A 23,020-nucleotide genomic window follows, 5' to 3' on the forward strand; every position below is an offset into this window, starting at 1 on the left:
GGTAGCGGCGCGATTTATCGCGCATTACTGCATTATTGCAACATCACATCCAGCGCACGCAGATGCTGCGGCTGCCACGACAGCGTCACCTGTGCACCCGGCTGCCAACTCTTGTCCATCTTCGACGGCGACAGTTTCACCATAAAATTCCCCTGCCCTGCTACGCTGGTCAACATCCGCACATGGTCGCCAAGATAAATAAACTGCTGGATCTGCGCCTGCACGATCTGATCGCCCTGCTCCGGTGCATTGACGTTGACGCGCTCCGGACGAATGCTGAGCTGGATCTTTTTACCCGGTGAACTGGGACGCACTTTTAACGCATCCAGTTGTGTACCGTCATCCAGTTTAACCTGATAGAAATCACCGTTCTGCGCCACCTGCGTTGCCAGCAAACTATTGTTTTCCCCGATAAACTGCGCAACGAAAGCATTCTCCGGTTGCTCGTAAAGTTTATCCGGGCTGTCCATCTGCTGGATCATGCCGTCGTTAAACACCGCTACCCGATCGGACATGGTCATTGCTTCGCTTTGATCGTGCGTCACATAGACGATCGTCAGGCCGAGCATATCGTGTAACTGCTTGATCTCCATCTGCATATGTTCACGCAATTGTTTGTCCAGCGCGCCGAGGGGTTCATCCATCAACACCAGCTTCGGCTCAAACACCAGGGCGCGCGCCAGGGCCACGCGTTGCTGCTGTCCACCGGACATTTGCGCCGGGTAACGATCCGCCAGCGAGGTGAGCTTGATCATGTCCAGGATGCGATCCACACGGGATTTGATATCCGCTTTATTCATACGCCGGATCGACAGCGGAAACGCGAGGTTCTCCGCCACGGTCATATGCGGGAACAGCGCATAGTTCTGGAACACCATACCAATATCGCGCTGGTGCGGCGGCAACGTATGCAACGGTTTATCACGCAACAGAATCTCGCCATCAGTCGGCGTTTCAAACCCCGCCAGCATCATCAGACTGGTGGTTTTACCCGAACCGGATGGACCAAGCAGCGTGAGAAATTCCCCTTCCTCCACGTCAAGATTGAGGTTACGCACCACCAGCTTATCGCCGTCGTAACTCTTTTTTATGTTCCTGAAACTAACGAAATTTCTCATGACGTTCTCTCGTAATGCGTGAAGGAAATGTAATCCAGGCACGGTTCCTGCATGAACAAGTTGAAAATGCACATGCTGGCGGCTCTTTTTTTAGCACTACCACATCGCATTTCAGGAACACAAGAGAAATTTGACAATTCAACTACAAAATTAGCCTGAATCAAAAATCGCAGGCTATTGTTTTCTATTGCCTTTTTAAAAGGCACGTTGCAAAAATGTTAAAAATAACTCAACTGCACTGATAACGTGCCCTGCACCGTGTCAGGGCAACATCGGATCACTGAGCAACAGGCGTGGTTTTAAGGTGATGTTGCAACCGTTGCAGAATCGGCGCGAAGGCGGTGGCCATCTGCGCTTCGTCGACACAGGCGTAGCCCAGCAGCAACCCGCGACGCAGCGTGCCGCGCTGGTAATACGACGACAACGGGCGCGTTAACACGCCGTTCTGCTCCAGCTCCGCGCTGAAGGCCACATCGTCGATGCTATCCGGTAAACCGAGAATCAGGTGCAATCCGGCGTTGCTGTGATGCACCACCCAGGATGCGCCCAGCGTTTCGCTAATCAACGCCACCAGCGCCGCGCGGCGGCGACTGTAAATCTGCCGCATGCGCCTGACGTGCGCTGCGTAATGCCCTTCGCGAATAAACTCCGCCAGCGTCAGTTGCACCAAGCCGTAGCCGCCACGATACAACTCCGAATGGGCCATTTTCATCCGTGCCGCCAGCGGTTTCGGCACCACCATGTAACTCAGGCGGATACCCGGATAGAGCGTCTTGCTGAAAGTACCGAGGTAAATCACCGGCGCATCCGGGGACAACCCCTGAAGCGCAGGAATCGGGCTACCCGCAAAGCGGAACTCACCGTCGTAATCATCCTCAACCACCCAGCTACCGGTACTTTTGGCGCGATTTAATAACTCATGCCGGCGTTGCAGGCTCATCACCGCCCCAAGCGGATACTGGTGCGATGGCGTCACGCAAATCAGGCGCGGAGCAGGTCGGTCGCTCTGCTCCGGCGGCAGCACCAACCCCTGCTCGTCCACCTCGGTGGGGATCAGCTCGATACCGTTAACCGCCAGCACATTGCGGATGCCCCAATAGCCTGGTTCTTCCACCAGCGCGCTATCGCCGGGGTCGCACAGCATCTTCGCCAGCAAATCGAGCGACTGATGTGTCCCGGCTGTCACCAGCACCTGCTCTGCCGTGCAGTTGACCGAACGGATCACCCGCAGGTACTCAGCCAACGCCTGTTGCAGCTCAACGCAACCACCGTGGTTGGCGTAGCTCAGGGATTCCACCGGCAGGCGACGGCTGATACGCAACTGGATTTTGCGCCAGATGTCGTGTGGCATGTAGCTGACATCCGGCACCCCCGGCATAAACGCCCCCCACTGGAACGCCCCGGCCCCACTTTGCGACAGCAGCCGCGTACCGCGCCGTGACAAGCGGATGTTGCTCATCGCACGCGGTTTGATGGCGGGTGCAGGTGCCACTTCCGGGCTCTCTTCAGGCAACACAAGGGTGACGAAGGTACCACTTCCGGTTCGCGTCTCCAGATACCCTTCAGATTGCAGTTTTTCGTAGGCCGCCAGTACGGTATTACGTGACACCGACAGCTCGCGCGCCAGGTCACGGCTGGCGGGCAAACGCACGCCGGTGGCAATGGCCCCTTCCTGAATCGCCCCCTGCAACACATCGTACAGGCGCTTCGCCAACGGGCCGCCGGAAAGCTGATTTAAACGCTGAAACAGCAGGTCACCCAGTAAGCTGCGCAAAATTGGTACCTCAAAATAAAAAAAACTGGCTCTGGATTATAAAACCCTGAAAACGCTAAAAAGCAAGCAGGGCAGTTTTCCGGCGTGAAATCAGCCGGCGAATCACATGATGAGGTTGAGCTATGAGTAACAGCGAATTACAGGCACGTCGTTTAAACGCCACCCCGCGTGGGGTTGGTGTGATGTGCGATTTCTATGCCGTGAAAGCGGAAAACGCCACGCTCTGGGATCATCAGGGCCGCGAATACACCGATTTCAGCGCTGGCATCGCGGTGCTGAACACCGGTCACCGCCATCCTAAAGTGATGGCAGCAGTGAAGCAGCAACTGGATTGCTTCACCCACACCGCATTCCAGGTCATCCCGTACGAGAATTACATCAGCCTGGCCGAGCGTTTGAACGAACGTGTACCGGTGGCCGGTCCGGCCAAAACCACGTTCTTCTCCACCGGCGCAGAAGCGGTGGAAAACGCGGTGAAGATTGCCCGCGCTGCCACCGGACGTCCGGGTATCATCGCCTTCACCGGTGCGTTTCATGGCCGTACCCATATGACCATGACCCTGACCGGCAAAGTGGTGCCTTACAAAACCGGTTTCGGCCCGTTTGCCAGCTCGGTATTCCACGCCCGCTATCCCAACGCACTGCATGGCCACAGCGTTGCCGCAGCACTGGAAAGCCTCGAAGCGATTTTCAAATGCGATATCAGCCCACAGCAGGTGGCGGCAATTATTTTCGAACCGATTCAGGGCGAAGGCGGCTTCAATGTCGCGCCGCCAGAGTTTGTCAGCGCGCTGCGCAAGCTGTGTGACCAGCACGGAATTCTGCTGATTGCCGACGAGATTCAGAGCGGGTTTGCCCGCACCGGTAAACTGTTCGCCTGTGAATACTACGACGTCAAACCCGACCTGATCACCATGGCGAAGAGCCTGGCAGGCGGCATGCCGCTGTCAGCGGTGGCCGGTCGCGCCGAAGTGATGGATGCCCCGCAACCGGGTGGCCTGGGCGGCACCTACGCCGGTAGCCCACCAGCGATTGCTGCGGCACACGCGGTACTCGATGTTATCGATGAAGAACAGCTGTGCCAGCGTGCCAATCAGCTCGGCGCAAAACTTACCGAAACCTTACAGGGTGCCGGTTGTCGCGCACTGGTTGACGTACGTGGCCGTGGTTCGATGATCGCCGCAGAATTTAACGATGCGGCTGGCAAGCCGTCTGCCGATATCGCCCGTTCCATTCAGCAACAGGCGCTGGCTCAAGGGTTGATTCTGCTGACCTGCGGTGTATACGGCAACGTGATCCGCTTCCTCTATCCGCTCACCATTCCGGACGCGCAGTTCGACAGTGCCTTGCAACTGCTGACCGGCATTCTGGCAAAACACTAAGTCTCCCCCGGCGCATCGCTCCGTTCCAGCGCTGCGCCGGTTACCTGGCATAAAAGCTGCATTGCAAACACCACGCAGGTTCGCCTGCACATCAATAATAATTCAGGAGTTGTGGGATGGTTAAAAAGTTAGCTGTACTCATTTTCGCTACCATAGCACTGCAAGCACAGGCAGAAACCCTGACTGTGATCTCTTTTGGTGGCACCAATAAAGACGCCCAGGACAAAGCATTCTATAAACCGTTCACTGCCGCTGGTCTTGGCACCATTGACGCGGGCGAGTACAACGGCGAGATGGCACGTATCCGCGCGATGGTTGAAACCAAACAGGTTGGCTGGGATGTGGTGGAGCTGGAAACGCCGGAACTGCTGCGCGGTTGCGAGGAAGGGCTGTTCGAAACTCTCGACTGGAACAAGCTGGGGAAAAAAAGTGATTTTATTCCCGGTAGCGTGAGCGAATGCGGTGCCGGGATTTTTGTCTGGTCGACCGTACTGACCTATGACGCCGACAAACTGAAAACCGCCCCGACCAGCTGGGCTGACTTCTGGGATGTGAAGAAATTCCCGGGTAAACGCGCGCTGCGTAAGAGCGCCAAATATACCCTCGAAATCGCGCTGATGGCCGATGGCGTGAAGCGTGAAGATGTCTACAAAGTGCTGGCGACCCCGGCCGGTGTTGATCGTGCCTTCAAAAAACTGGATGAGCTGAAACCGAATATTCAGTGGTGGGAATCCGGTGCGCAGCCGCTGCAATGGTTGGTATCGGGCGACGTAGTGATGGCTTCCGCTTACAACGGCCGCGTCGGTACCGCGCAGGCTGAAGGCCACAACTTCAAAATCGTCTGGGACGGCGGCCTGTATGACCTCGACAACTGGGCCATCGTCAAAGGTTCGCAACACAAGGCACTGGCGGAAAAGTTTATCGCCTTTGCTAACCAGCCGGAAAACCAGAAAGTCTACGCCGAAAATATCCCTTACGGTCCGACCAATATTAAAGCCGGATCGCTGCTGGAACCTGCCCGTCTGAAGCAACTGCCCACCGCGCCGGATAACCTGGCGAAATCGGTACAGGTAGATGCCAATTTCTGGCTGGAGCATGGCGAAGAGCTGGAACAGCGCTTTAACAGCTGGGCCGCGAAGTAAGTAGTCCCGTAGCGGCGCGATTTATCGCGCGGGGTGTTGCGGTCTGTCCCCTCACCCCGCCCCTCTCCCGCAAGACGGGAGAGGGTGATGTGCAATATGTTGAATAGTAAGGAGTCCGGCCATGAGCCAAAATCCCGTTTTGGACCCTCCAGCACAGTCGGCGCTCAGCGCCAACGAACCGACGCTGCGCCAGCGTCTGCAACGTACTGAGTTTGCCAAAACCCGGCGTTCGCTGCTGCTTATTGCGCCGTTGCTGGTGTTCGTGGTGGTCTGCTTCCTCTTCCCGATTGGTTCGATACTCAGCCAAAGCATCAATAACCCGGAACTGCCGGAGACGTTGCCGCAAACCAGCAAAGCCTTACAGGCATGGTCGGGAGATGCATTACCGGACGAACACCTTTATGCCCTGCTGGCGAAAGAGCTAATCGCCGCGCGCGATCAGGGACAAATCGCCAGTGTGGCGAAGCGTCTCAGCTACGAAGATGCCAGCTACCGTCGCCTGATCCTGGCCGTTCCACGTCAGGCACCGGCCGATGGTGTTGATGTGAAGAACACCCTGATTGCCAAACAGCCGCTGTGGGGAGATATCACCACCTGGCGCACGCTGCAACGTGCCGCCAAACCTCTGACCAGCCTGTATCTGCTGTCGGCCTTTGACCGTAAAGTCGATGCCAAAACCGGTGCTATCGTCAGTCAACCCGCTGACCAGGCGCTGTACGTAAATGTACTGCTGCGCACCTTATGGATGGCGACGGTGGTGACCCTGTTGTGTGTCGGTATCGGCTATCCCCTCGCTTACTGGCTGGCGAAGCAGCCGTCAGGCCGTGCCAACCTGTTGATGATTCTGGTACTGCTGCCGTTCTGGACCTCGCTGATTGTCCGTACCGCCAGTTGGATTGTGCTGCTGCAATCGGGCGGGCTGATCAACCGGGCGCTGATGGGGATTGGCCTGATCGACCATCCGCTGACGCTGGTGTTTAACCGCCTCGGCGTCTATATCTCGATGACCCATATTCTGCTGCCGTTTATTGTGCTGCCGCTGTATGCAGTGATGAAAGGCATTTCACCCAGTTACATGCGTGCCGCCATCTCCCTTGGGGCGCATCCGTTTCTCGCCTTCTGGCGCGTGTATGTGCCGCAAACCTTCGCGGGTATCACCGCCGGTGCGCTGCTGGTGTTTATGATGGCGATTGGCTATTACGTTACCCCGGCGCTGCTCGGCGGTCCCGACGACCAGATGGTCAGCTATTTTGTGGCCTTCTTTACGAACAGCACCATGAACTGGGGCATGGCCGCTGCACTCGGCAGCCAGTTGCTGATCATCGTGATGCTGCTGTACATCGTCTATGTTCGTGTTACCCGTACCCCCGCTGAAGCGGCGGCGCGTTAAGGAGTGGCGAAGATGAAACAACAAGGTTCTACTCTGCTGCGCCTGTGGGGCGCGTTCTTCAACTTCTATGGCGCGGCGGTGTTGCTGTTTTTGATCCTGCCGATTCTGGTGATTGTGCCGCTGTCGTTTAATGCCAGCTCATTCCTCAGCTATCCGCTGAGCGGCTTTTCTCTGCGCTGGTATCAAACCTTCTTCCATTCACAGGAGTGGTTGGGCGCGCTGGGTAACAGCTTACTGATAGCGCCGCTGGCGACGTTACTCGCCACCGTCCTCGGAGTGCTGGCATCGATGGGTCTGGTGCGGGGTGAGTTTCGAGGTAAAGGTCTGGTCATGGCGATCATCATTTCGCCGATGGTGGCGCCCGTGGTAATCATCGCTGTGGGGATGTTTTTCTTCTTTGCCCGGCTGTCATTGCTGAACAGCTATCTCGGCCTGGTGCTGGCGCATACTTTGCTCGGCGTGCCCTTTGTAGTGATTACCGTGGTCGCGGTGCTGAAAAGTTATGACACCAATCTGTCACGCGCGGCTGCCAGCCTTGGGGCATCACCGCTGCTGACTTTTCGCAAAGTCACCCTGCCGCTGATTGCGCCGGGGGTATTTTCGGGGGCGCTGTTTGCCTTTGCCGCCTCATTCGATGAAGTGGTGGTGACGCTGTTCCTCGCCAGTCCAAGCCAGCGCACGCTACCGATTCAGATGTTCGCGGGGATCCGCGAAAACCTTGATCCAACCATTGCCGCGGCGGCAACGCTGATGATCGGAGCGTCGCTGGTGCTGCTGATTGTGATGGAGATCTTACGGCGACGGGGTGAGCGCATGCGTCAGTCGCATCCAGCCCATTAATGCAAAAGGCGCCAGTTGGCGCCTTTGTTTTATGCGTCGCTGTTGCGACTTAGCCACAACGACAAGGCTTTCAGTGAATCATCGGTGAACTCGTCACAACGCGCGGTGATCTCTTCCGGCGTCATCCAAAACACTTCATCCACTTCCTCTTCCTGCATAGCAAAAGGACCGTGCGAGACGCAGCTAAACAAACCGCCCCAGACGCGGCAATGTTCATCTTCGAAGTAGAATTTACCGTGCTCAGCAAACGGGACCGCAGCGATACCCAGCTCTTCTTCCGCTTCGCGCCGCGCCGATTCCAGCATATCCTCACCACTCTGCACCACGCCACCCGCGGTAGCATCAAGCTTGCCTGGCATGAAGTCTTTGATTTCAGTACGACGTTGCACCAGAATTTTTCCCATGCCGTCGTGCACCACGATATAGGTGGCGCGATGACGCAGGCATTGCGCACGCATCTGTGCGCGGCTGGCCTGTGCAATCACTTCATTCTCTTCGTTAACGATATCTACCCATTCGATACCGTCAGCTGCAGGTTGATCCACCATCCGTAACCCTTTTCTGTTTAGGCGTGCCGGGCACGCGCCTGTTTACTGTTCTTTATTAGAGTGAGCGGTAAGGTAAAGGGTTCTTTTCCCCATCGCAAGACCTCTTCGTGCTTAGCGCTGTTTACCTGATTCGGCCAGCCACAGTTGCACGGAAGCGCGCTGCCATTGGAACTCGGCATAGTGCTGTAACTTCACCGGTAATGCATCGCCGTGCAATGCCAGACGGTTAATCATCACCGCCAGATCGGTATCGGCAATTGACCATTCACCAAACAGATTCTGCTGCCCATCCGGCAACAGACGCAGCACCGCGCTGATCAGCTTTTCGGCTGCCTGCTCACCCGCCGGTGTCAGCGGCGCAAAACGTTCGCCCGCAAATAACACCTCGGTCGGACGCTCCTGACGCAGCGCCATAAAATCGCTGCGCAACCACGCCTGAATCTCACGCGCATGGGCGCGCTTTTCACGATCGCGCGGGTACAGGCGTTCATATTCCGGTGCCGGAAAACGCTCCTCAAGATATTCGGCAATCGCCGAGGACTCATTCAGGATCAAATCATCAATCTGCAAGGTTGGCACCCGGCAGGTAAGTGACAACGCACGATACTCATCATCCCATTGCGCATTTCGCGACAGGTCAACGCGTTTCAGGGTGAACGGGATGCCCTTTTCGGTCAGTGCTACGTAGACCGACATGGCATAAGGGCTAAAGAAAGAAGCATCGGACCACAACGTCATGTTCGGGTAATTCATCGGCTGCCTCGGATATGCATCAGGAGTGCTTCATGTTTACCGATTTTTCGCGCATTAGGCAATGGCAGTCAGGCCAGTTGCTGAGGCGGTAAGACCAGTTAGGACTGCGGATTTTTCATCGTAAGCGTCGGCGCGGTCACGCCAGTTATACGCTTCTCTTCTATGCTGAAACTGAGCACATAACAAGCACAAGGAGGCTCAACATGCATCTGCTTATTACTGGCGGCACCGGTTTAATTGGTCGCCATCTGATCCCGCGTCTGCTGCAACTGGGTCAGCAGGTCAGCGTGGTCACGCGCGACGTCGCCGCCGCGCGCGAAAAACTGGATCCGCGCGTCGCTATCTGGTCCGGTCTGGCGCAGCAGCAGGATTTAAATGGGGTGGATGGCGTGATTAACCTTGCCGGTGAACCCATTGCTGATAAACGCTGGACCGCCGAACAAAAACAGCGGCTGTGTGAAAGTCGCTGGCAGATTACTGAACGAATCGTCGCTCTCATCAACGCCAGCAGCCAGCCACCGAAATTTTTGATCTCCGGTTCAGCGACCGGATTCTACGGTGATACCGGCGATCTGGTACTCACAGAGGATGATCCCGGACACGAAGAGTTCACGCATACGCTGTGTGCCCGCTGGGAACAACTGGCCCAGGCGGCCCAGAGCGAACGTACCCGAGTATGCCTGCTGCGAACTGGCGTGGTGCTGGCGAAAGAAGGCGGTGCACTGGCGAAGATGAAGTTGCCGTTTAAACTCGGCGTTGGCGGCCCGATTGGCAGCGGTAAGCAGTATCTGCCGTGGATTCATATTGATGATTTGGTCAATGCTATCTGGTGGCTGATTGATAATCCGTTACAGGGCCCCTTTAACCTGGTCTCCCCCTACGCTGTGCGCAACGAACAGTTTGCCGCCACGCTGGGTCATGTGATGCATCGCCCCGCTTTTATGCGCACGCCTGCCAGCGCCATCAAACTAATGATGGGCGAGTCTGCGGTTTTGGTACTGGGCGGCCAGCATGTGTTGCCGAAACGACTGGAAGAGTCAGGATTTGGCTTCCGTTGGTATGACTTGCAGGAGGCGCTGGAGGATACGGCGGCGTAAACATAATAACCCCTGGTAGCGGCGCGATTTATCGCGCAATTCCGTGCGCACTGCCGGTAAAATCTGCGCGATAAATCGCGCCGCTACGCGGGATCAATTATTTCAATGAACCCTTCAGGAATTGTTGCAGGCGTGGGCTTTTCGGATTGTTAAACACTTCATCCGGCGCGCCCTGCTCCTCAATTTTACCCTGATGCAGGAAAATCACATGGCTGGAGACATGACGGGCAAACTCCATTTCGTGCGTCACCACCACCATGGTTTTGCCCTCTTCAGCCAGCTTCTGCATGATGCGCAGCACTTCGCCAACCAGCTCAGGATCGAGGGCTGAGGTTGGTTCGTCAAACAACAACACTTCAGGTTCCATTGCCAGCGCACGGGCGATGGACACACGCTGTTGCTGACCGCCGGAGAGATGCACTGGGTATTTCGCACGGGCGCGCTCGTCAATACCAACTTTATCGAGATACTTAATGGCACGTTCACGCGCTTCTGCTTTGCTCAATCCTAAAACCTGGATTGGTGCTTCCATGACGTTTTCCAGCACCGTCATATGGCTCCACAGGTTGAAGTGCTGGAACACCATCGTCAGGCGGGTACGCAAGGAACGCAGCTGCTCTTTGTTCGACACCTTTAACTGACCATCGGTATCGCGTACCAGATTGATCTGCTCATTATTGACGGCAATGGTGCCTTCACTCGGTTTTTCGAGGAAGTTAATGCAGCGCAGAAAGGTACTTTTCCCGGAACCTGACGAGCCAATAATACTGATAACGTCCCCGGCATCTGCCTGTAATGACACACCTTTCAGGACTTCATGTTCACCGTAACGCTTATGCAGTTCGGTAACGCTTAATTTATTTTCAGACATAGGTTACTCAATGCGATGAAGAGGGTTTCACATGCGCTAGCCAGCGGCGCTCCGCCATACGGAACAAGCTAATCAGCACGTAAGAGATAATCAGATACAGCACTGCGGCAATGCCAAACGCAACAAACGGCTGATAGGTCGCCGAGTTAATATCACGCGCGATTTTCAACAGATCGGGCACCGTGGCGGTGAACGCCAGCGCGGTGGAGTGCAGCATCAGGATCACTTCATTGCTATACGCAGGCAGCGCAGTGCGCAGCGCCGACGGCAGAATGATGCAACGATACAATTTAAAGGTGGAGAAGCCATAGGCACGCGCCGCTTCAATTTCCCCGTGCGGCACGGCACGAATCGCGCCGGCAAAAATCTCGGTGGTATAAGCACAGGTGTTGAGGGTAAACGCCAGCAAAGTACAGTTAAGACCGCTGCGGAAAAAAGCGTTAAGCAATTCAGTGCCCTTCACCACTTCCAGCGTATACATACCGGAGTAGAACACCAGCAGCTGCACATACAGCGGCGTACCACGGAAGATGTAAGTGAACAACCACACCGGGGTGGAGACGAAGCGATTAGGCGACACGCGGGCAATTGCCAGCAGCACCGCAAGGCAACCACCGATCGCCACCGAAATAATCAACAGCCACAGGGTAATGGCGACACCGGTAAAACGGTAACCATCGGTCCAGAGCAGGGATTTCCAATACTCGTGAATAATATCGATCATAGCTCTGCCCTTTTCACACCTACCGAGTAGCGGCGTTCAAGCCACCACAACACGCCATTCGACAGCGTGGTAAACACCAGATAAATCACTCCGGCAACAATCGCGAAGTAGAACGGTTGCCAGGTACTTTTACCGGCCAGTTGGGTGGCTTTCACCACATCTTCCAGGCCCAGCAGCGACACCAGCGCCGTCGCCTTCAGGATTACCTGCCAGTTGTTGCCAATACCCGGCAGCGCAAAGCGCATCATCGCCGGAAACAGAATGCGGCGGAAGGTTTGCGAACCGGTAAAGCCAAAGGCGGTAGCGGCCTCAATCTGCCCTTTCGGCACTGCGAGGAAGGCACCACGGAAGGTTTCGGTGAAATAGGCACCGTAGATAAAGCCCAGCGTGATTATACCGGCCACCATCGGGTCGATATCGAACTGCGCCACACCCAGCGCATCAGTCAGGGCATTCAGGGCGATCTGCAAACCGTAGAAAATCAGCAGCATCAGCACCAGATCCGGCACGCCACGGATCAACGTGGTGTAGCCTTCGAACAGCATCGCCAGAGGGCGGCTGCGGGAAAGTTTGGCGCCAGCGCCAATTAAACCGAGCACTACGGCCAGCAACACTGAACTGAGCGCCAGTTCCAGCGTGACCAGGGTGCCTTTCAGAATGACGTCAGAATAGCCATACAGCATGAATTTGATCCTGTCGTGGGGGTAATTAACGAAGCACTGCCCGCACGCGGCGGGCAGTCTGGTCGACAGGTTTTACTCAGTCACCGTAAACATTAAAATCAAAATATTTCTTCGCAATCTTGTCGTAAGTACCGTCTTTACGCATCGCATCGAAGGCTTTATCGATAGCGGCTTTCAGGTCTGCATCATCTTTACGCAGGCCCATACCGGTGCCAACACCAAAGATTTTGTCATCTTTTACTGCCGGGCCAGCAAACGCGTAGTTTTTACCAACCGGCTGCTTCAGGAAGCCTTCGCTCGCCTGCACTTCATCCTGGAACGCCGCATCAATACGACCCGCGTTCAGGTCCTGGTAAACCAGATCCTGGTTGGCGTACGGCGTGACCGTTACACCTTTCGGACGCCAGTATTCGTTAGCGTAGGTTTCCTGGGTGGTGCCCTGCAACAGGCCGATGTTTTTGCCTTTCAGCGATTCAACAGTCGGCTGAATGGTTGAACCTTTCGGTGCCACCAGACGGGCGTTGGCCGCATAGAGTTTTTCAGAGAAAGCAATCTCTTCCTGACGTTTTTCAGTAATGGAGAGAGAAGAGATGATGGCATCAATCTTCTTCGCTTTCAGCGACGGGATCAGTGCATCGAAATCACTTTCTACATAGGTACATTTGGTTTTGATGCGTTTACAGATTTCGTTAGCCAAATCAATATCAAAACCCACTAACTGTCCTTGCGCGTTTTTTGATTCAAACGGCGGGTAAGTCGGGTCAGTCCCGATGCGTAGCGTATGCGGTACCGCCGCGAACACGCTCGCGGCGCTGGACATGGCCAGCATCAGAGAAAGAGCCAGAACTCGCTTTTTCATAGGTAACCCTCAAGTGAAGTGCTTTTTGTTATGTGCTGCGTGATGTGTTTGCGCTGATTAATGTGCATGTTTCATGCCAGTTATGCAAATTGGCGAAACGCTGTACAGGCGCACTAAATACTGCGTCCACCAGGGGCGCAAGCACTTAGTTTGTGAGGGAAATATAACAGCGAAGTGAGCAGGAAAAAGCGACATTGTTAACTTTTGGTGCATGAAATGCACGAAGAGTGATCGGACGCGATATTTTGCACCAATTTTGTGCGCAACTGCACCATTTAAGCGCCTTGCCAGCGGGTAAACAGATCCTGTGGCAACTCAATATCGAACTGATCCAGCACACGGTTGACCGTTTGATCCACCAGTTCTCCGATATTTTGTGGACGATGATAAAACGCCGGTACCGGTGGCATAATCACCGCACCCAGTTCTGCGGCGGTGGTCATCATACGCAAATGTCCAACATGGAGCGGTGTTTCACGCACACACAGCACCAGTTTGCGCTGTTCTTTCAGCACCACATCGGCGGCACGCGTCAGCAGGCTATCGCTGTAGCTGTGCACAATGCCGGACAGGGTTTTCATTGAACACGGCAGAATCGCCATGCCAAGGGTCTTGAAAGAACCGGACGAGATACTGGCGGCGATATCGCGCACATCATGCACCACATTGGCCAGCGCCTGCACATCGCGCAGATTAAAATCTGTTTCCAGCGCCAGCGTCTGCCGTGCCGCCTGGCTCATCACCAGATGGGTTTCCACCTCTGCCAGCGGTTGCAGCACCTGTAACAGTCGCACGCCGTAGATGGCGCCGCTGGCACCGGAAATACCAATGATGAGTCGTTTCATAATGATCTTGCTATGCAGGTAAACCCTAATCATAACCCGCAGCGAGAAAAGAAAACAAAAAAAGGTAATCGCCGAAGCGATTACCTTGCAGGATCAATACATTTTTAATGACGTGGGCTGATTAACAGCGAACAAACATAATTTTAGGTTTCGGACCGTCAACACGTTTGCCATTGATCATCACCTTCAACGTATAAGTAGTTGTTTTATAGTGCGGAGTAGCAATCGCCGCAGAGCCACTTACGTTACCTTTTATATCGGTCTTGTTCTGGTTGAGGAGTTGGATATTGACCAATTTACCCGCGGTATCTTCTACCGCCAGCACAGACACTTTCTCGCCAATAATCGGGTTTTCGAAGCGATCGCGCAGCGTGATGGTAAAGCCAGCCGGTTTACTCATCTGAACCGACCCGGCTTTAATTTTTCCGTCTGTGGTTTGGCTTTTCCAAATCTGAGCCGAATTGACATCGGCTATGACGGTGAAACGCTTCATTGCTACCGGTTTTTTCTCACCCGCAACACGCACGGTTACGCTGTAGTTACCCGCTTTTTTCTCTACCAGCGTTGCTGACACGTTACCCTGTGCATCAGTTTTCCCGTCATTTGCCGCAGCAATAGTTTTGCCATTTTGGTCGGTGAAGGTGATGATCGCATCCTTAACCGGTTTGCCATTAGTATCCGTGGCTTTCACCGTAAAGGTGGCATTGCTGCCTGCGACAAATTTGTTTTCCTTGCTGACAAATGCCAGGTTGGTCACCTTAACCACTTCCGCTTCTTTGGCCTTTAACTTCAGGGTTTGCGGTTGTCCCAACTGTTGGTTGCCGTGATACAACGTCAACGTCACGATACCGTCTTCATGACCTGCGGTCAGATCCACCACGTAGTTGCCCTGCACCTTACCTAATTCACGGAACTGGCCGATGGTCACACGGGAACTGGCACGCATTTTCGTATCCAGCAACGTGGCTTCCAGACGCAGATTATCCGTTTCGTTACTGACCGGATTGCCATTTTTGTCTTTCAGATCAATCACCGCATGGGTCTGGTCAGTACCGTTAGCAATCAGCTCATCAGCACCCAGTTTCAGGGTGGATCTTAACGCATCGGGTTGTGCCGGTTGGGCGGGCTGTTCAGGCTGAGTTTGCTCCGCTTTTTCAACCGTAATCTGTACCTGGGCGCGTGGCGAGACTTTCCCTTTGCTGTCATAAGCGATGGCGCTCAGGGTATAGTGGTTATCCGCACCCTCCTTATAGGCTGGCAACACCAGCGCCGAATTGGCGCCAGTACCGACAACTTTTCCGCCCGCTGCGACCAAGGCCGCGTCATCCCAGACAATTTTGTCCAGACCATGTTTGGCCCAGACGCTCACGCCAAGTGAATGTTGCGTGCCTTCAACGCCCTGAATCGCACTTGCCAGCGAGAAGGTGATCACCGTCTGCTCGCGATAGTCCATCACGATCTGATTATTACGCGACACCAGATCGTAGCGCGAACCGGCCAGACTGCGCTGTGCGGCTACGGCTTCTGGTGACAGATGCCAGTCCAGAGAGCGGCCAAAATTCCAGTTCAGGTTCAGCCCTATGGTGGTGTCCTCTCCGCGCTGCATACTCATGCGATGTCCCGCATCAATCGTGACCAACGGAACCGGTGTCCAGTTTACCCCGACAGTCGCGACCGATGGGTTATGCTGGAGACGATCACGGCTGATCAGTGCAACATTATCACCATAATATTGTTCATATTTTACTTTCGCACCGAGCTGCGGATAGACCGGCAACCAACTGGACAGCTCAATATCCCAGCCATTGGCTGGACGTTCGTCATGGTCGGCGATAAACCGCGAATCATGCCAGCCATTGAGTTTGAAATAGCCGTTGGCGTTCAGCCGCATGGCATCAGTCCCGACTTCAGCACCGATACCGATACGGCGGTTATTGCCGCTGAAATCGTTATCAAAAAAGACGTTATTACCCAGCATCCAGCCATCAGCAAAATAACGCGCGCCAACACCGACGTTGCCGGTGGTGCGGTCATCCGCGTGACGCACACCTAACTGGCTGAAAATCATAAAATCTTCACGACTGTTCCACAGAGGCAGCAGCACATCACCGGCATAGTTGTATTTTGCAAAATTTTTCGCCGAGCTGATGGCGACACGAGAAGAGCCGCCAAAGCCATTGAGCCAGGTTTCCGCCTGTTTGCTGGCCAGCGAGTTAAGTTGGTCCTGGCCGAACTGGCGGGCATCGGTGGTTTTGTCGTTGGCTTTGACATCCGTCTTATTGGTTTTTGGTGTCTGTACGGTGGCGTGCGCCAGCGGCAACGTGGAGGCTTTTACGGCCGGAGCTGCCGGAATCCAGATGGTTTGCCCGGCACCTGCCGCCAGGAAAGCCGCTTTGTCACTCCATTCAAAGGAGTTAATTTCCCAGAGATGATCAACCATCAGGTTATTTTTGCGGGCAATATCCGCCACGCTCTCACCAGGCTGGAGTACGGTAGATTCAACCGCCATATCCTGATATTGCGTGCTCCTTGCATGAGCAACTCCGGTGACACCAACAGTTGAAACCGCGAGTTGCAAAAAAATCGCCGTATAAATAGCGGAATGCTTAAACTTCTTAAATCTCATTTATAAATAACCCAGCAAAGTGAAGACGCTTGTAATCATTAAGCAAGGGGCAAAATAATTTCCTCCTGTGCTTTTTTCGCCGGGCATTCTCTATTCAGCTCGCAAAAAACGGTAATGAGATTTTTCACAGAAATTTATGATGAGTTTATCCTGAAATTTATTTCCTGATTTCTTAATTCGACCTCCATGACATCTGAAAACTTAATGACACTACCTCCGGAGAAAACGGCAAAAAAATGATCAATCGCAATAACTCCCTGACATTGAATGAGCGGCATGAAACTTCAAATCTGATAAGTATGAAAAACACCCAGAATTACTTTTTGACAAGATTCCAATAAAGAAGGTGGTTATCTTCATGGTTTTATCATTTGTAACGCTGCATTGCCTGTGCATTAAGCAATAGCTCGTAGTGGCGCGATAGACCGCGCAGCAACCACTCTCACTTGCTGTGTCAGCCAATCATCGGGGCAACAGGAAGGTAAGTACGAAAGCGTAGAGGTCGAAATAAATTTGCGATGAAATAGAAAAAAGGCAATCGCCGAAGCGATTACCTTACAGAACAGACGTATGCTTGTTACTCGCAGTTGTTATTTTTTTGGAATATAACCAGCAACGGGTGTAGGACCAGGGACACGCTTACCATTAATGACAGCGTAAATATGGTATTCAGTTTTCACCGTATGCGGTTTTTTCATCGTCACAGTGGCAATCGCGTTGCCATACTCACCCGTCATGCCATCCTTCGCAGTAATGTTGATCATCTCATCAGCACCCTCTTCTTCTGCTTTAAATTCAATGTTTGTATAAGCAATCAAATTTCTGAATTTATCGTAAAAAGAAAAATTCAATGTGAGAGGAGTACCATCTTCTTCAACTATACCGGGTGTAAACCAATTCGAATTTCCTGATTGTGATTGCACCTCCGCCGAGTCTAAATCAGGCACTACGGTTGCAGCCTGAGGTGCCGATTCAAGCTCACCAGCATGGCTGATCACAGTGTAAATTCCGACTTTTTCCTTCATCAGGGTGGCAGTGGCATTCCCCTGGGCATCGGTTTTACCGTCATTAACTGCAGGGATGGTGTTGCCTTTATTATCAGTAAAATTGACAACCACGTCTTTTACTGGGTTGCCCTCTTTATCCTTAACAGTTGCGGTAAAGGTCATGGTCTGGCCCGCGATAACCTGACCTTGTGGGGCTGTTAGCTCAACGCTTGCCGGGGTACTCACTGGCGGTGTCTCTTCACCGTTTGCCGCGGTTAACGTCAGTTGTTGCGGCTGTCCCATTTGCGTGGATCCATGATAAACCGTCAGAGTCACCACACCAGCGTCGTTACCCGCAGTAACATCCACCAGGTATCGTCCCGGTTTCTGACCATCTTCGCTGAACTGTCCAACTGTCACACCTGCGTTGCCACTTCTCAGCGCACTCTGCAAGTTAGCTTCCAGACGCAAGTTGCCTGCTTCACCGCTTACCGGCTTACCATCTTTATCATTTAGCTCAACAACCATCTCGGTTTTGCCACTGCCATCCGCAACCAACTCACCGCTGGTGAGAATGGCGGTGGTATGAGCGGCATCCGGCTGTGCCGGTTGCTCTGGCTGACCTGGCTCTTCCGGTTGTTGCGGTTCTTCTGGTTGCTGTGGTTCTTCTGGTTGTGCCGGTTTCGCTTTCTCTACCGTGATTTGCACCTGAGCGCCTGGCGAAGCCTTGCCTTTGGTGTCGTAAGCCACGGCACTCAGGGTATAGATGTTGTTCGCGCCATCTTTATAGGCGGGTAACACCAACGCCGAATTAGCACCTGTACCGGTAATTTTACCGCCCGCTGCCACCAGCGCCGCATCATTCCATACGATCTTGCCAAGGCCATGCTTCGCCCAGACGCTGACACCCAACGACTGTGTGGTGCCTTCGACACCTTTAATCGCGCTCGCCAGTGAGAAGGTAATCACGGTTTGCTCACGGTAATCCATCACGATCTGGTTATTACGTGACACCAGCTCATAACGTGATCCCAACAGACTGCGCTGATCGGCTACTGCTTCCGGCGACAGGTGCCAGTCAAGTGAATGACCAAAGTTCCAGTTCAGGTTCAGACCAACGGTGGTGTCTCCGCCGCTCTGCATGCTTTTGCGATGGCCCGCGTCAATGGTTACCAGCGGGACCGGGGTCCAGTTTGCCCCCATCGTCACCGCTGACGGGTTCTTTTGCAGGTTACCACGGCTCATCAGTGCCACATTGTCGCCATAATATTGTTCATATTTCAGCTTCCCACCCAACTGCGGATACATCGGTAGCCAGCTCGCCAGTTCAATGTCCCAGCCATTGGCCGGGCGCTCGTCATGATCCATGAGTGCTTTAGATTCATGCCAGCCATTCAGGCCATAATAGCCGTTAGCAGCAAGACGCAATGCCTCAGTCCAGATTTCAGCACCGAGACCAATACGGCGGTTGTTACCGCTGAAATCGTTATCAAAAAAGACGTTATTACCCAGCATCCAGCCATCAACAAAATAGCGTGAACCGACGCCAATATTGCCGGTGGTACGTTCATCAGCATGACGCGCGCCCAACTGGCTGAAGATCATAAAATCACGGCTATCCCACAACGGTACCAGCACATCACCGGCATAGTTGTATTTGGAAAAGTTTTTTTCCGAGGAGATAGAAACACGCGATGACCCACCAAATCCGTTGAGCCAGGATTCTGCCTGTTGGCCCGCCATCGCGTTGAGCTGGCTCTGACCGAACTGACGTGCATCGGTGGTTTTATCATTGATTTTGACATCGTCCTGCTGTGTATTGGCCTGAGCCATCACTGGCATCCCCAGAGTTGAAACAGACAGCTGCATGAAAATTGCAGTGTAGATAGCAGACAGTTTGAATCTTTTAAATTTCATTATGAAATAACCCAACAAAGTGAAGTCGATCTTAAATATTCAGCAAGGGGAGAAATAACCTCCCTTACTTGCTATTCCCGACGGAAATTCTCTATTCACTTTGCAAAAAACGGTAATGAGATTTTTCATAAATCTTCATGATAAGTATATTCTTAAATTTCATTTCCTGATTTCTTATTTCAAACTCCATGACAACTGAAAACTTAATCGAGCAGTCATAGAGGGAATCAGGAATATAACTTTCCATCACAGTAACCAGCCCGCATAGAATTACTGTCATGAGACTTAAAATCAGACAAGCATGGAAAACCACCTGACCTACTTCTTGATAATCTCCTAATAAAGAATGAGACCACCATCATGTTTTTATCATTTCCCATTCTGCATTGCTTAGGCGTTGAGCGCTCACTGTGACGGCATGATTGATTACTCAGCCACTAAACGCCTACAGGTCAGTGGTCTTGGTGATAGCTTGATGAAATTTAGAAGGGTGGTACATCGAAATATTTTTGCAGTAAGAAAGAAACAGGGCAACCGTCTGCACAGTTGCCCTCTTCATGTCACATGCTGTAATTATCTACTAACTACAACCTCACCATCAATTTACAGGATTAAAGGTAATACTGACCACACGATCTCCGGCACGAACACCATTAATTAATGGATAGATATTATAAACTAATGGGGTAGTTTCCTCTGGAACAAAGCTTTTCCGCATCAGAACCAAGCCATCTAACTCACCTTTCTCATTGGTTTTGCCCCTGGTACTTGGATCAATCTGTGTTTGATCATAACCATTGGCTTCTCCAATAGTGATACCCTCGATATTTTTAAGCAGGTTACCGTATTTATCTGACAGGACCATCACATAATGAGCACTTGTCGTTGAGCCACCCTGACCTGGTTTAAAGGTGCCTGGATTACTTCCCTTTTGCGTAATCATCGCACTTGACACATCAGCGACGTACTCAACTGTTTGGGTATTTGACGTCAATTCACCAACATGCGTCGTCACCTTAAAAGTACCCACTTGCCCGGTATTCAACATTATTCCATTGGCCACACCAAGCTCATTAGTTTTAACATTCGTCACAGAAAACGCAGTACCATTTTCCTCAGTGAACTTAACAGTAATGCCCACCATGGGTTTGCCATTCTGGTCAGTGACCTTCGCACCAAACATGCTGTTTTTGCCAGCAATATGTTGAACAGTGACGGTAGACAGTTCTACCTTGGTGGGTACTGCTACCTCATCTTGTTTGCCGGTCAACGTCAGACTTTGCTGTCCAAGAACGTTAGAACCATGGTAAAGCGTCAATGTCACTACACCAGGTTCAGTGCCTGCTGTCACATCCGCCACATAACGTCCCGTTTGACCATCTTCTTTAAATTGACTAACGGTCACACCTGCTTCGGCGCTTCTCAACATGCTTTGCATGTTGGCTTCCAGACGCAGGCTGCCTGCTTCATTGCTCACCGGCTTGCCATCTTTATCTTTCAGCTCAACAACAACCTCGGTTTTGCCGCTACCATCGGCTACCAGTTCACCACTGGTGAGGGTGACAGTGGTCTGTCCGGCATCCGGCTGTTGCGGCTGCTCCGGGGTTCCCGGTTCTTCCGGTTGCTGTGGCTCTTCAGGAATAGTCTGTTCCGCTTTCTCAACGGTGATTTGCACCTGAGCACGCGGAGAAGCCTTGCCTTTGCTGTCGTAAGCTACCGCACTCAGGGTATAGCTGTTGTTCGCGCCATCTTTATAGGCGGGTAACACCAACGCCGAATTAGCACCTGTACCGGTAATTTTACCGCCCGCCGCCACCAATGCGGCATCGTCCCAGACAATTTTGCCCAAGCCATGCTTCGCCCAGACGCTGACACCCAGCGGCTGTGAAGTGCCTTCAACACCTTTGATCGCGCTCGCCAGTGAGAAGGTAATCACGGTCTGCTCACGGTAATCCATCACAATCTCGTTATTACGTGACACCAGCTCATAGCGTGAACCCACCAGGCTGCGCTGATCGGCCACCGCTTCCGGCGACAGGTGCCAGTCAAGTGATTGACCGAAGTTCCAGTTCAGGTTCAGGCCAACGGTGGTGTCTCCGCCACTCTGCATGCTCTTACGATGACCCGCGTCAACAGTCACCAGCGGTACCGGTGTCCAGTTCACACCCATCGTCACGGCTGACGGGTTCTTTTGCAGGTTACTACGGCTCATCAACGCCACGTTGTCGCCATAGAATTGTTCGTATTTAACCTTACCTCCGAGCTGCGGATACATCGGCAGCCAGCTCGCCAATTCGATATCCCAGCCATTGGCCGGACGCTCATCATGATCCGCCAGCAATTTAGACTGATGCCAGCCGTTCAGTCCGTAGTAGCCGTTAGCAGCCAGACGCAGCGCTTCAGTCCAGATCTCAGCACCAAGACCAATACGACGGTTGTTACCGCTGAAATCGTTATCAAAGAAGACGTTATTACCCAGCATCCAGCCATCAACAAAATAGCGTGAACCGAAGCCAATATTACCGGTGGTACGTTCGTCAGCATGACGCGCGCCCAACTGGCTGAAGATCATAAAATCACGGCTGTCCCACAACGGTACCAGCACATCACCGGCATAGTTGTAGTTAGAGAAGTTCTTATCAGAAGAGATGGAAACCCGCGATGACCCACCAAAACCGTTGAGCCAGGATTCTGCCTGCTGGCCCGCCATCGAGTTGAGCTGGTTCTGACCGAAATGACGTGCATCGGTAGTTTTGTCATTTACTTTAACATCAGCCTGCTGTGCAGATTTATTCGCTTTTGTGTCCTGCTGGGTCGCTCTTTCCAGCGGTAAGGCTGCTGCTTTGCCAGCCGGTATCCAGATAGCCTGACCGGCAGAAGCCGCCAGGAAAGTGGCTTTATCGCTGAACGCAAACGAGTTGATTTCCCACAGATGATCGACAGATACCTTATTGCGTTTTGCTACGTCTGTGACACTCTCACCCGCTTTCAGCACCGTGGACTGTACCTTCATGTCCTGCTGCGTACTCGCTTGAGCAACAATGGGCATACCCAATGTCGAAACAGATAGCTGCATAAAAATTGCAGTATAAATAGCCGAGAGCTTAAATTTTTTAAATTGCATTAAGATTTACCCAGTGATTGAAAAACGCCTGAAAAATATCGCCCGAAATAAAAAACGCTGTTTTATTCCGAACTTTACCGCAGCGAATTTTCAATGCATTGAGAAAAAATCGTTAATGAGATTACGCGGAATAATTATGGATGAGAAAAATCGCCGCGAACAGGTTATTTTTCTCACCCATAAACACATCGACAAGTAAAATCTTAAAGATCACTCATCAACCACTTATGTTATTGATAATCATGAATACAAGGCATATCAGTCCTGATAATAAACTGAAAATAAAACCTATTCCCTTCTGAGTTATTAATAACATGAAAATGACATTTTAAATTAATGTA

The 23,020-nt window shown here is 52.7% G+C and carries 18 protein-coding genes; 6 read left to right on the forward strand and 12 right to left on the reverse strand.

Features of this window, described 5'->3' with window-relative positions; genetic code table 11:
• Positions 1–32: 32 nt before the first annotated feature.
• Together AC6I8R_RS14400 and pdxR are read right to left on the reverse strand one after the other, a co-directional pair.
• The gene (locus AC6I8R_RS14400) at positions 33–1,118 is read right to left on the reverse strand and encodes an ABC transporter ATP-binding protein (protein ID WP_013509895.1); all 1,086 of its coding nucleotides are present in this window, start codon (positions 1,116–1,118) and stop codon (positions 33–35) included.
• 277 nt (positions 1,119–1,395) lie between these two features.
• A complete protein-coding gene (gene pdxR / locus AC6I8R_RS14405; protein ID WP_497832506.1) occupies positions 1,396–2,892 on the reverse strand; it encodes a MocR-like pyridoxine biosynthesis transcription factor PdxR in 1,497 nt (498 codons plus the stop codon).
• Positions 2,893–3,014: 122 nt separating this feature from the next.
• Here pdxR and AC6I8R_RS14410 point away from each other — a divergent pair, with 122 nt between their 5' ends.
• The 4 genes from AC6I8R_RS14410 to AC6I8R_RS14425 all read left to right on the forward strand — a co-directional run bounded on the left by AC6I8R_RS14410 (position 3,015) and on the right by AC6I8R_RS14425 (position 7,646).
• Positions 3,015–4,274 carry a 4-aminobutyrate--2-oxoglutarate transaminase gene (locus AC6I8R_RS14410; RefSeq protein WP_208723911.1) on the forward strand — a complete coding sequence of 420 codons (1,260 nt, stop codon included), beginning with the start codon at positions 3,015–3,017 and terminating at the stop codon, positions 4,272–4,274.
• 116 nt (positions 4,275–4,390) lie between these two features.
• Positions 4,391–5,416, forward strand: a complete 1,026-nt coding sequence (locus AC6I8R_RS14415) for an ABC transporter substrate-binding protein (RefSeq protein WP_021185086.1) — start codon at positions 4,391–4,393, stop codon at positions 5,414–5,416.
• 121 nt (positions 5,417–5,537) lie between these two features.
• Entirely contained in the window at positions 5,538–6,806 is a 1,269-nt protein-coding gene (locus tag AC6I8R_RS14420; protein ID WP_497832507.1) for an ABC transporter permease, read from the forward strand.
• Between the two features lie 12 nt (positions 6,807–6,818).
• On the forward strand, positions 6,819–7,646 hold the full coding sequence (locus AC6I8R_RS14425) for an ABC transporter permease (protein WP_021185088.1): 828 nt from the start codon (positions 6,819–6,821) through the stop codon (positions 7,644–7,646).
• A gap of 29 nt (positions 7,647–7,675) precedes the next feature.
• Here AC6I8R_RS14425 and yfcD read toward each other — a convergent pair whose 3' ends face one another.
• Complete coding sequence (yfcD, locus tag AC6I8R_RS14430; protein WP_021185089.1) at positions 7,676–8,194, reverse strand: NUDIX hydrolase YfcD; 519 nt, start codon at positions 8,192–8,194, stop codon at positions 7,676–7,678.
• A 111-nt stretch (positions 8,195–8,305) separates the two neighbouring features.
• Complete coding sequence (yfcF, locus tag AC6I8R_RS14435) at positions 8,306–8,947, reverse strand: glutathione transferase (protein ID WP_415174148.1); 642 nt, start codon at positions 8,945–8,947, stop codon at positions 8,306–8,308.
• 203 nt (positions 8,948–9,150) lie between these two features.
• On the opposite strand from yfcF, the gene AC6I8R_RS14440 reads away from it, so the two are divergent.
• Positions 9,151–10,044: a TIGR01777 family oxidoreductase gene (locus AC6I8R_RS14440; RefSeq protein ID WP_208723909.1), complete on the forward strand. Its 894-nt coding sequence runs from the start codon at positions 9,151–9,153 to the stop codon at positions 10,042–10,044.
• 97 nt (positions 10,045–10,141) lie between these two features.
• Here the strand turns inward: AC6I8R_RS14440 and hisP are convergent, their stop codons facing one another.
• The 8 genes from hisP to AC6I8R_RS14480 form a co-directional block, all read right to left on the reverse strand.
• A complete protein-coding gene (gene hisP, locus AC6I8R_RS14445; protein ID WP_021185092.1) occupies positions 10,142–10,915 on the reverse strand; it encodes a histidine ABC transporter ATP-binding protein HisP in 774 nt (257 codons plus the stop codon).
• 7 nt (positions 10,916–10,922) lie between these two features.
• Positions 10,923–11,639 (reverse strand): ABC transporter permease, encoded by a 717-nt coding sequence (locus tag AC6I8R_RS14450; protein ID WP_021185093.1) that lies wholly within the window; start codon positions 11,637–11,639, stop codon positions 10,923–10,925.
• Positions 11,636–12,322, reverse strand: a complete 687-nt coding sequence (locus tag AC6I8R_RS14455; RefSeq protein WP_021185094.1) for a histidine ABC transporter permease HisQ — start codon at positions 12,320–12,322, stop codon at positions 11,636–11,638. Before AC6I8R_RS14455 ends, AC6I8R_RS14450 begins: the two co-directional genes overlap by 4 nt.
• Before the next feature lie 76 nt (positions 12,323–12,398).
• Entirely contained in the window at positions 12,399–13,181 is a 783-nt protein-coding gene (gene argT / locus AC6I8R_RS14460; RefSeq protein ID WP_208723908.1) for a lysine/arginine/ornithine ABC transporter substrate-binding protein ArgT, read from the reverse strand.
• Between the two features lie 275 nt (positions 13,182–13,456).
• Positions 13,457–14,026 (reverse strand): UbiX family flavin prenyltransferase, encoded by a 570-nt coding sequence (locus AC6I8R_RS14465; protein WP_021185096.1) that lies wholly within the window; start codon positions 14,024–14,026, stop codon positions 13,457–13,459.
• A gap of 121 nt (positions 14,027–14,147) precedes the next feature.
• Complete coding sequence (locus AC6I8R_RS14470) at positions 14,148–16,535, reverse strand: inverse autotransporter beta domain-containing protein (protein WP_497832508.1); 2,388 nt, start codon at positions 16,533–16,535, stop codon at positions 14,148–14,150.
• A gap of 707 nt (positions 16,536–17,242) precedes the next feature.
• The gene (locus AC6I8R_RS14475; protein ID WP_497832509.1) at positions 17,243–19,507 is read right to left on the reverse strand and encodes an inverse autotransporter beta domain-containing protein; all 2,265 of its coding nucleotides are present in this window, start codon (positions 19,505–19,507) and stop codon (positions 17,243–17,245) included.
• A 646-nt stretch (positions 19,508–20,153) separates the two neighbouring features.
• Positions 20,154–22,568, reverse strand: coding sequence for an inverse autotransporter beta domain-containing protein (locus AC6I8R_RS14480; RefSeq protein ID WP_497832510.1), 2,415 nt, complete (start codon positions 22,566–22,568; stop codon positions 20,154–20,156).
• Between the two features lie 124 nt (positions 22,569–22,692).
• Here AC6I8R_RS14480 and AC6I8R_RS14485 point away from each other — a divergent pair, with 124 nt between their 5' ends.
• Positions 22,693–22,878, forward strand: a complete 186-nt coding sequence (locus AC6I8R_RS14485) for a hypothetical protein (RefSeq protein ID WP_497832511.1) — start codon at positions 22,693–22,695, stop codon at positions 22,876–22,878.
• Positions 22,879–23,020 lie beyond the last annotated feature (142 nt).

This window comes from Pantoea sp. X-Soil-OKNW-713, from assembly GCF_059730685.1.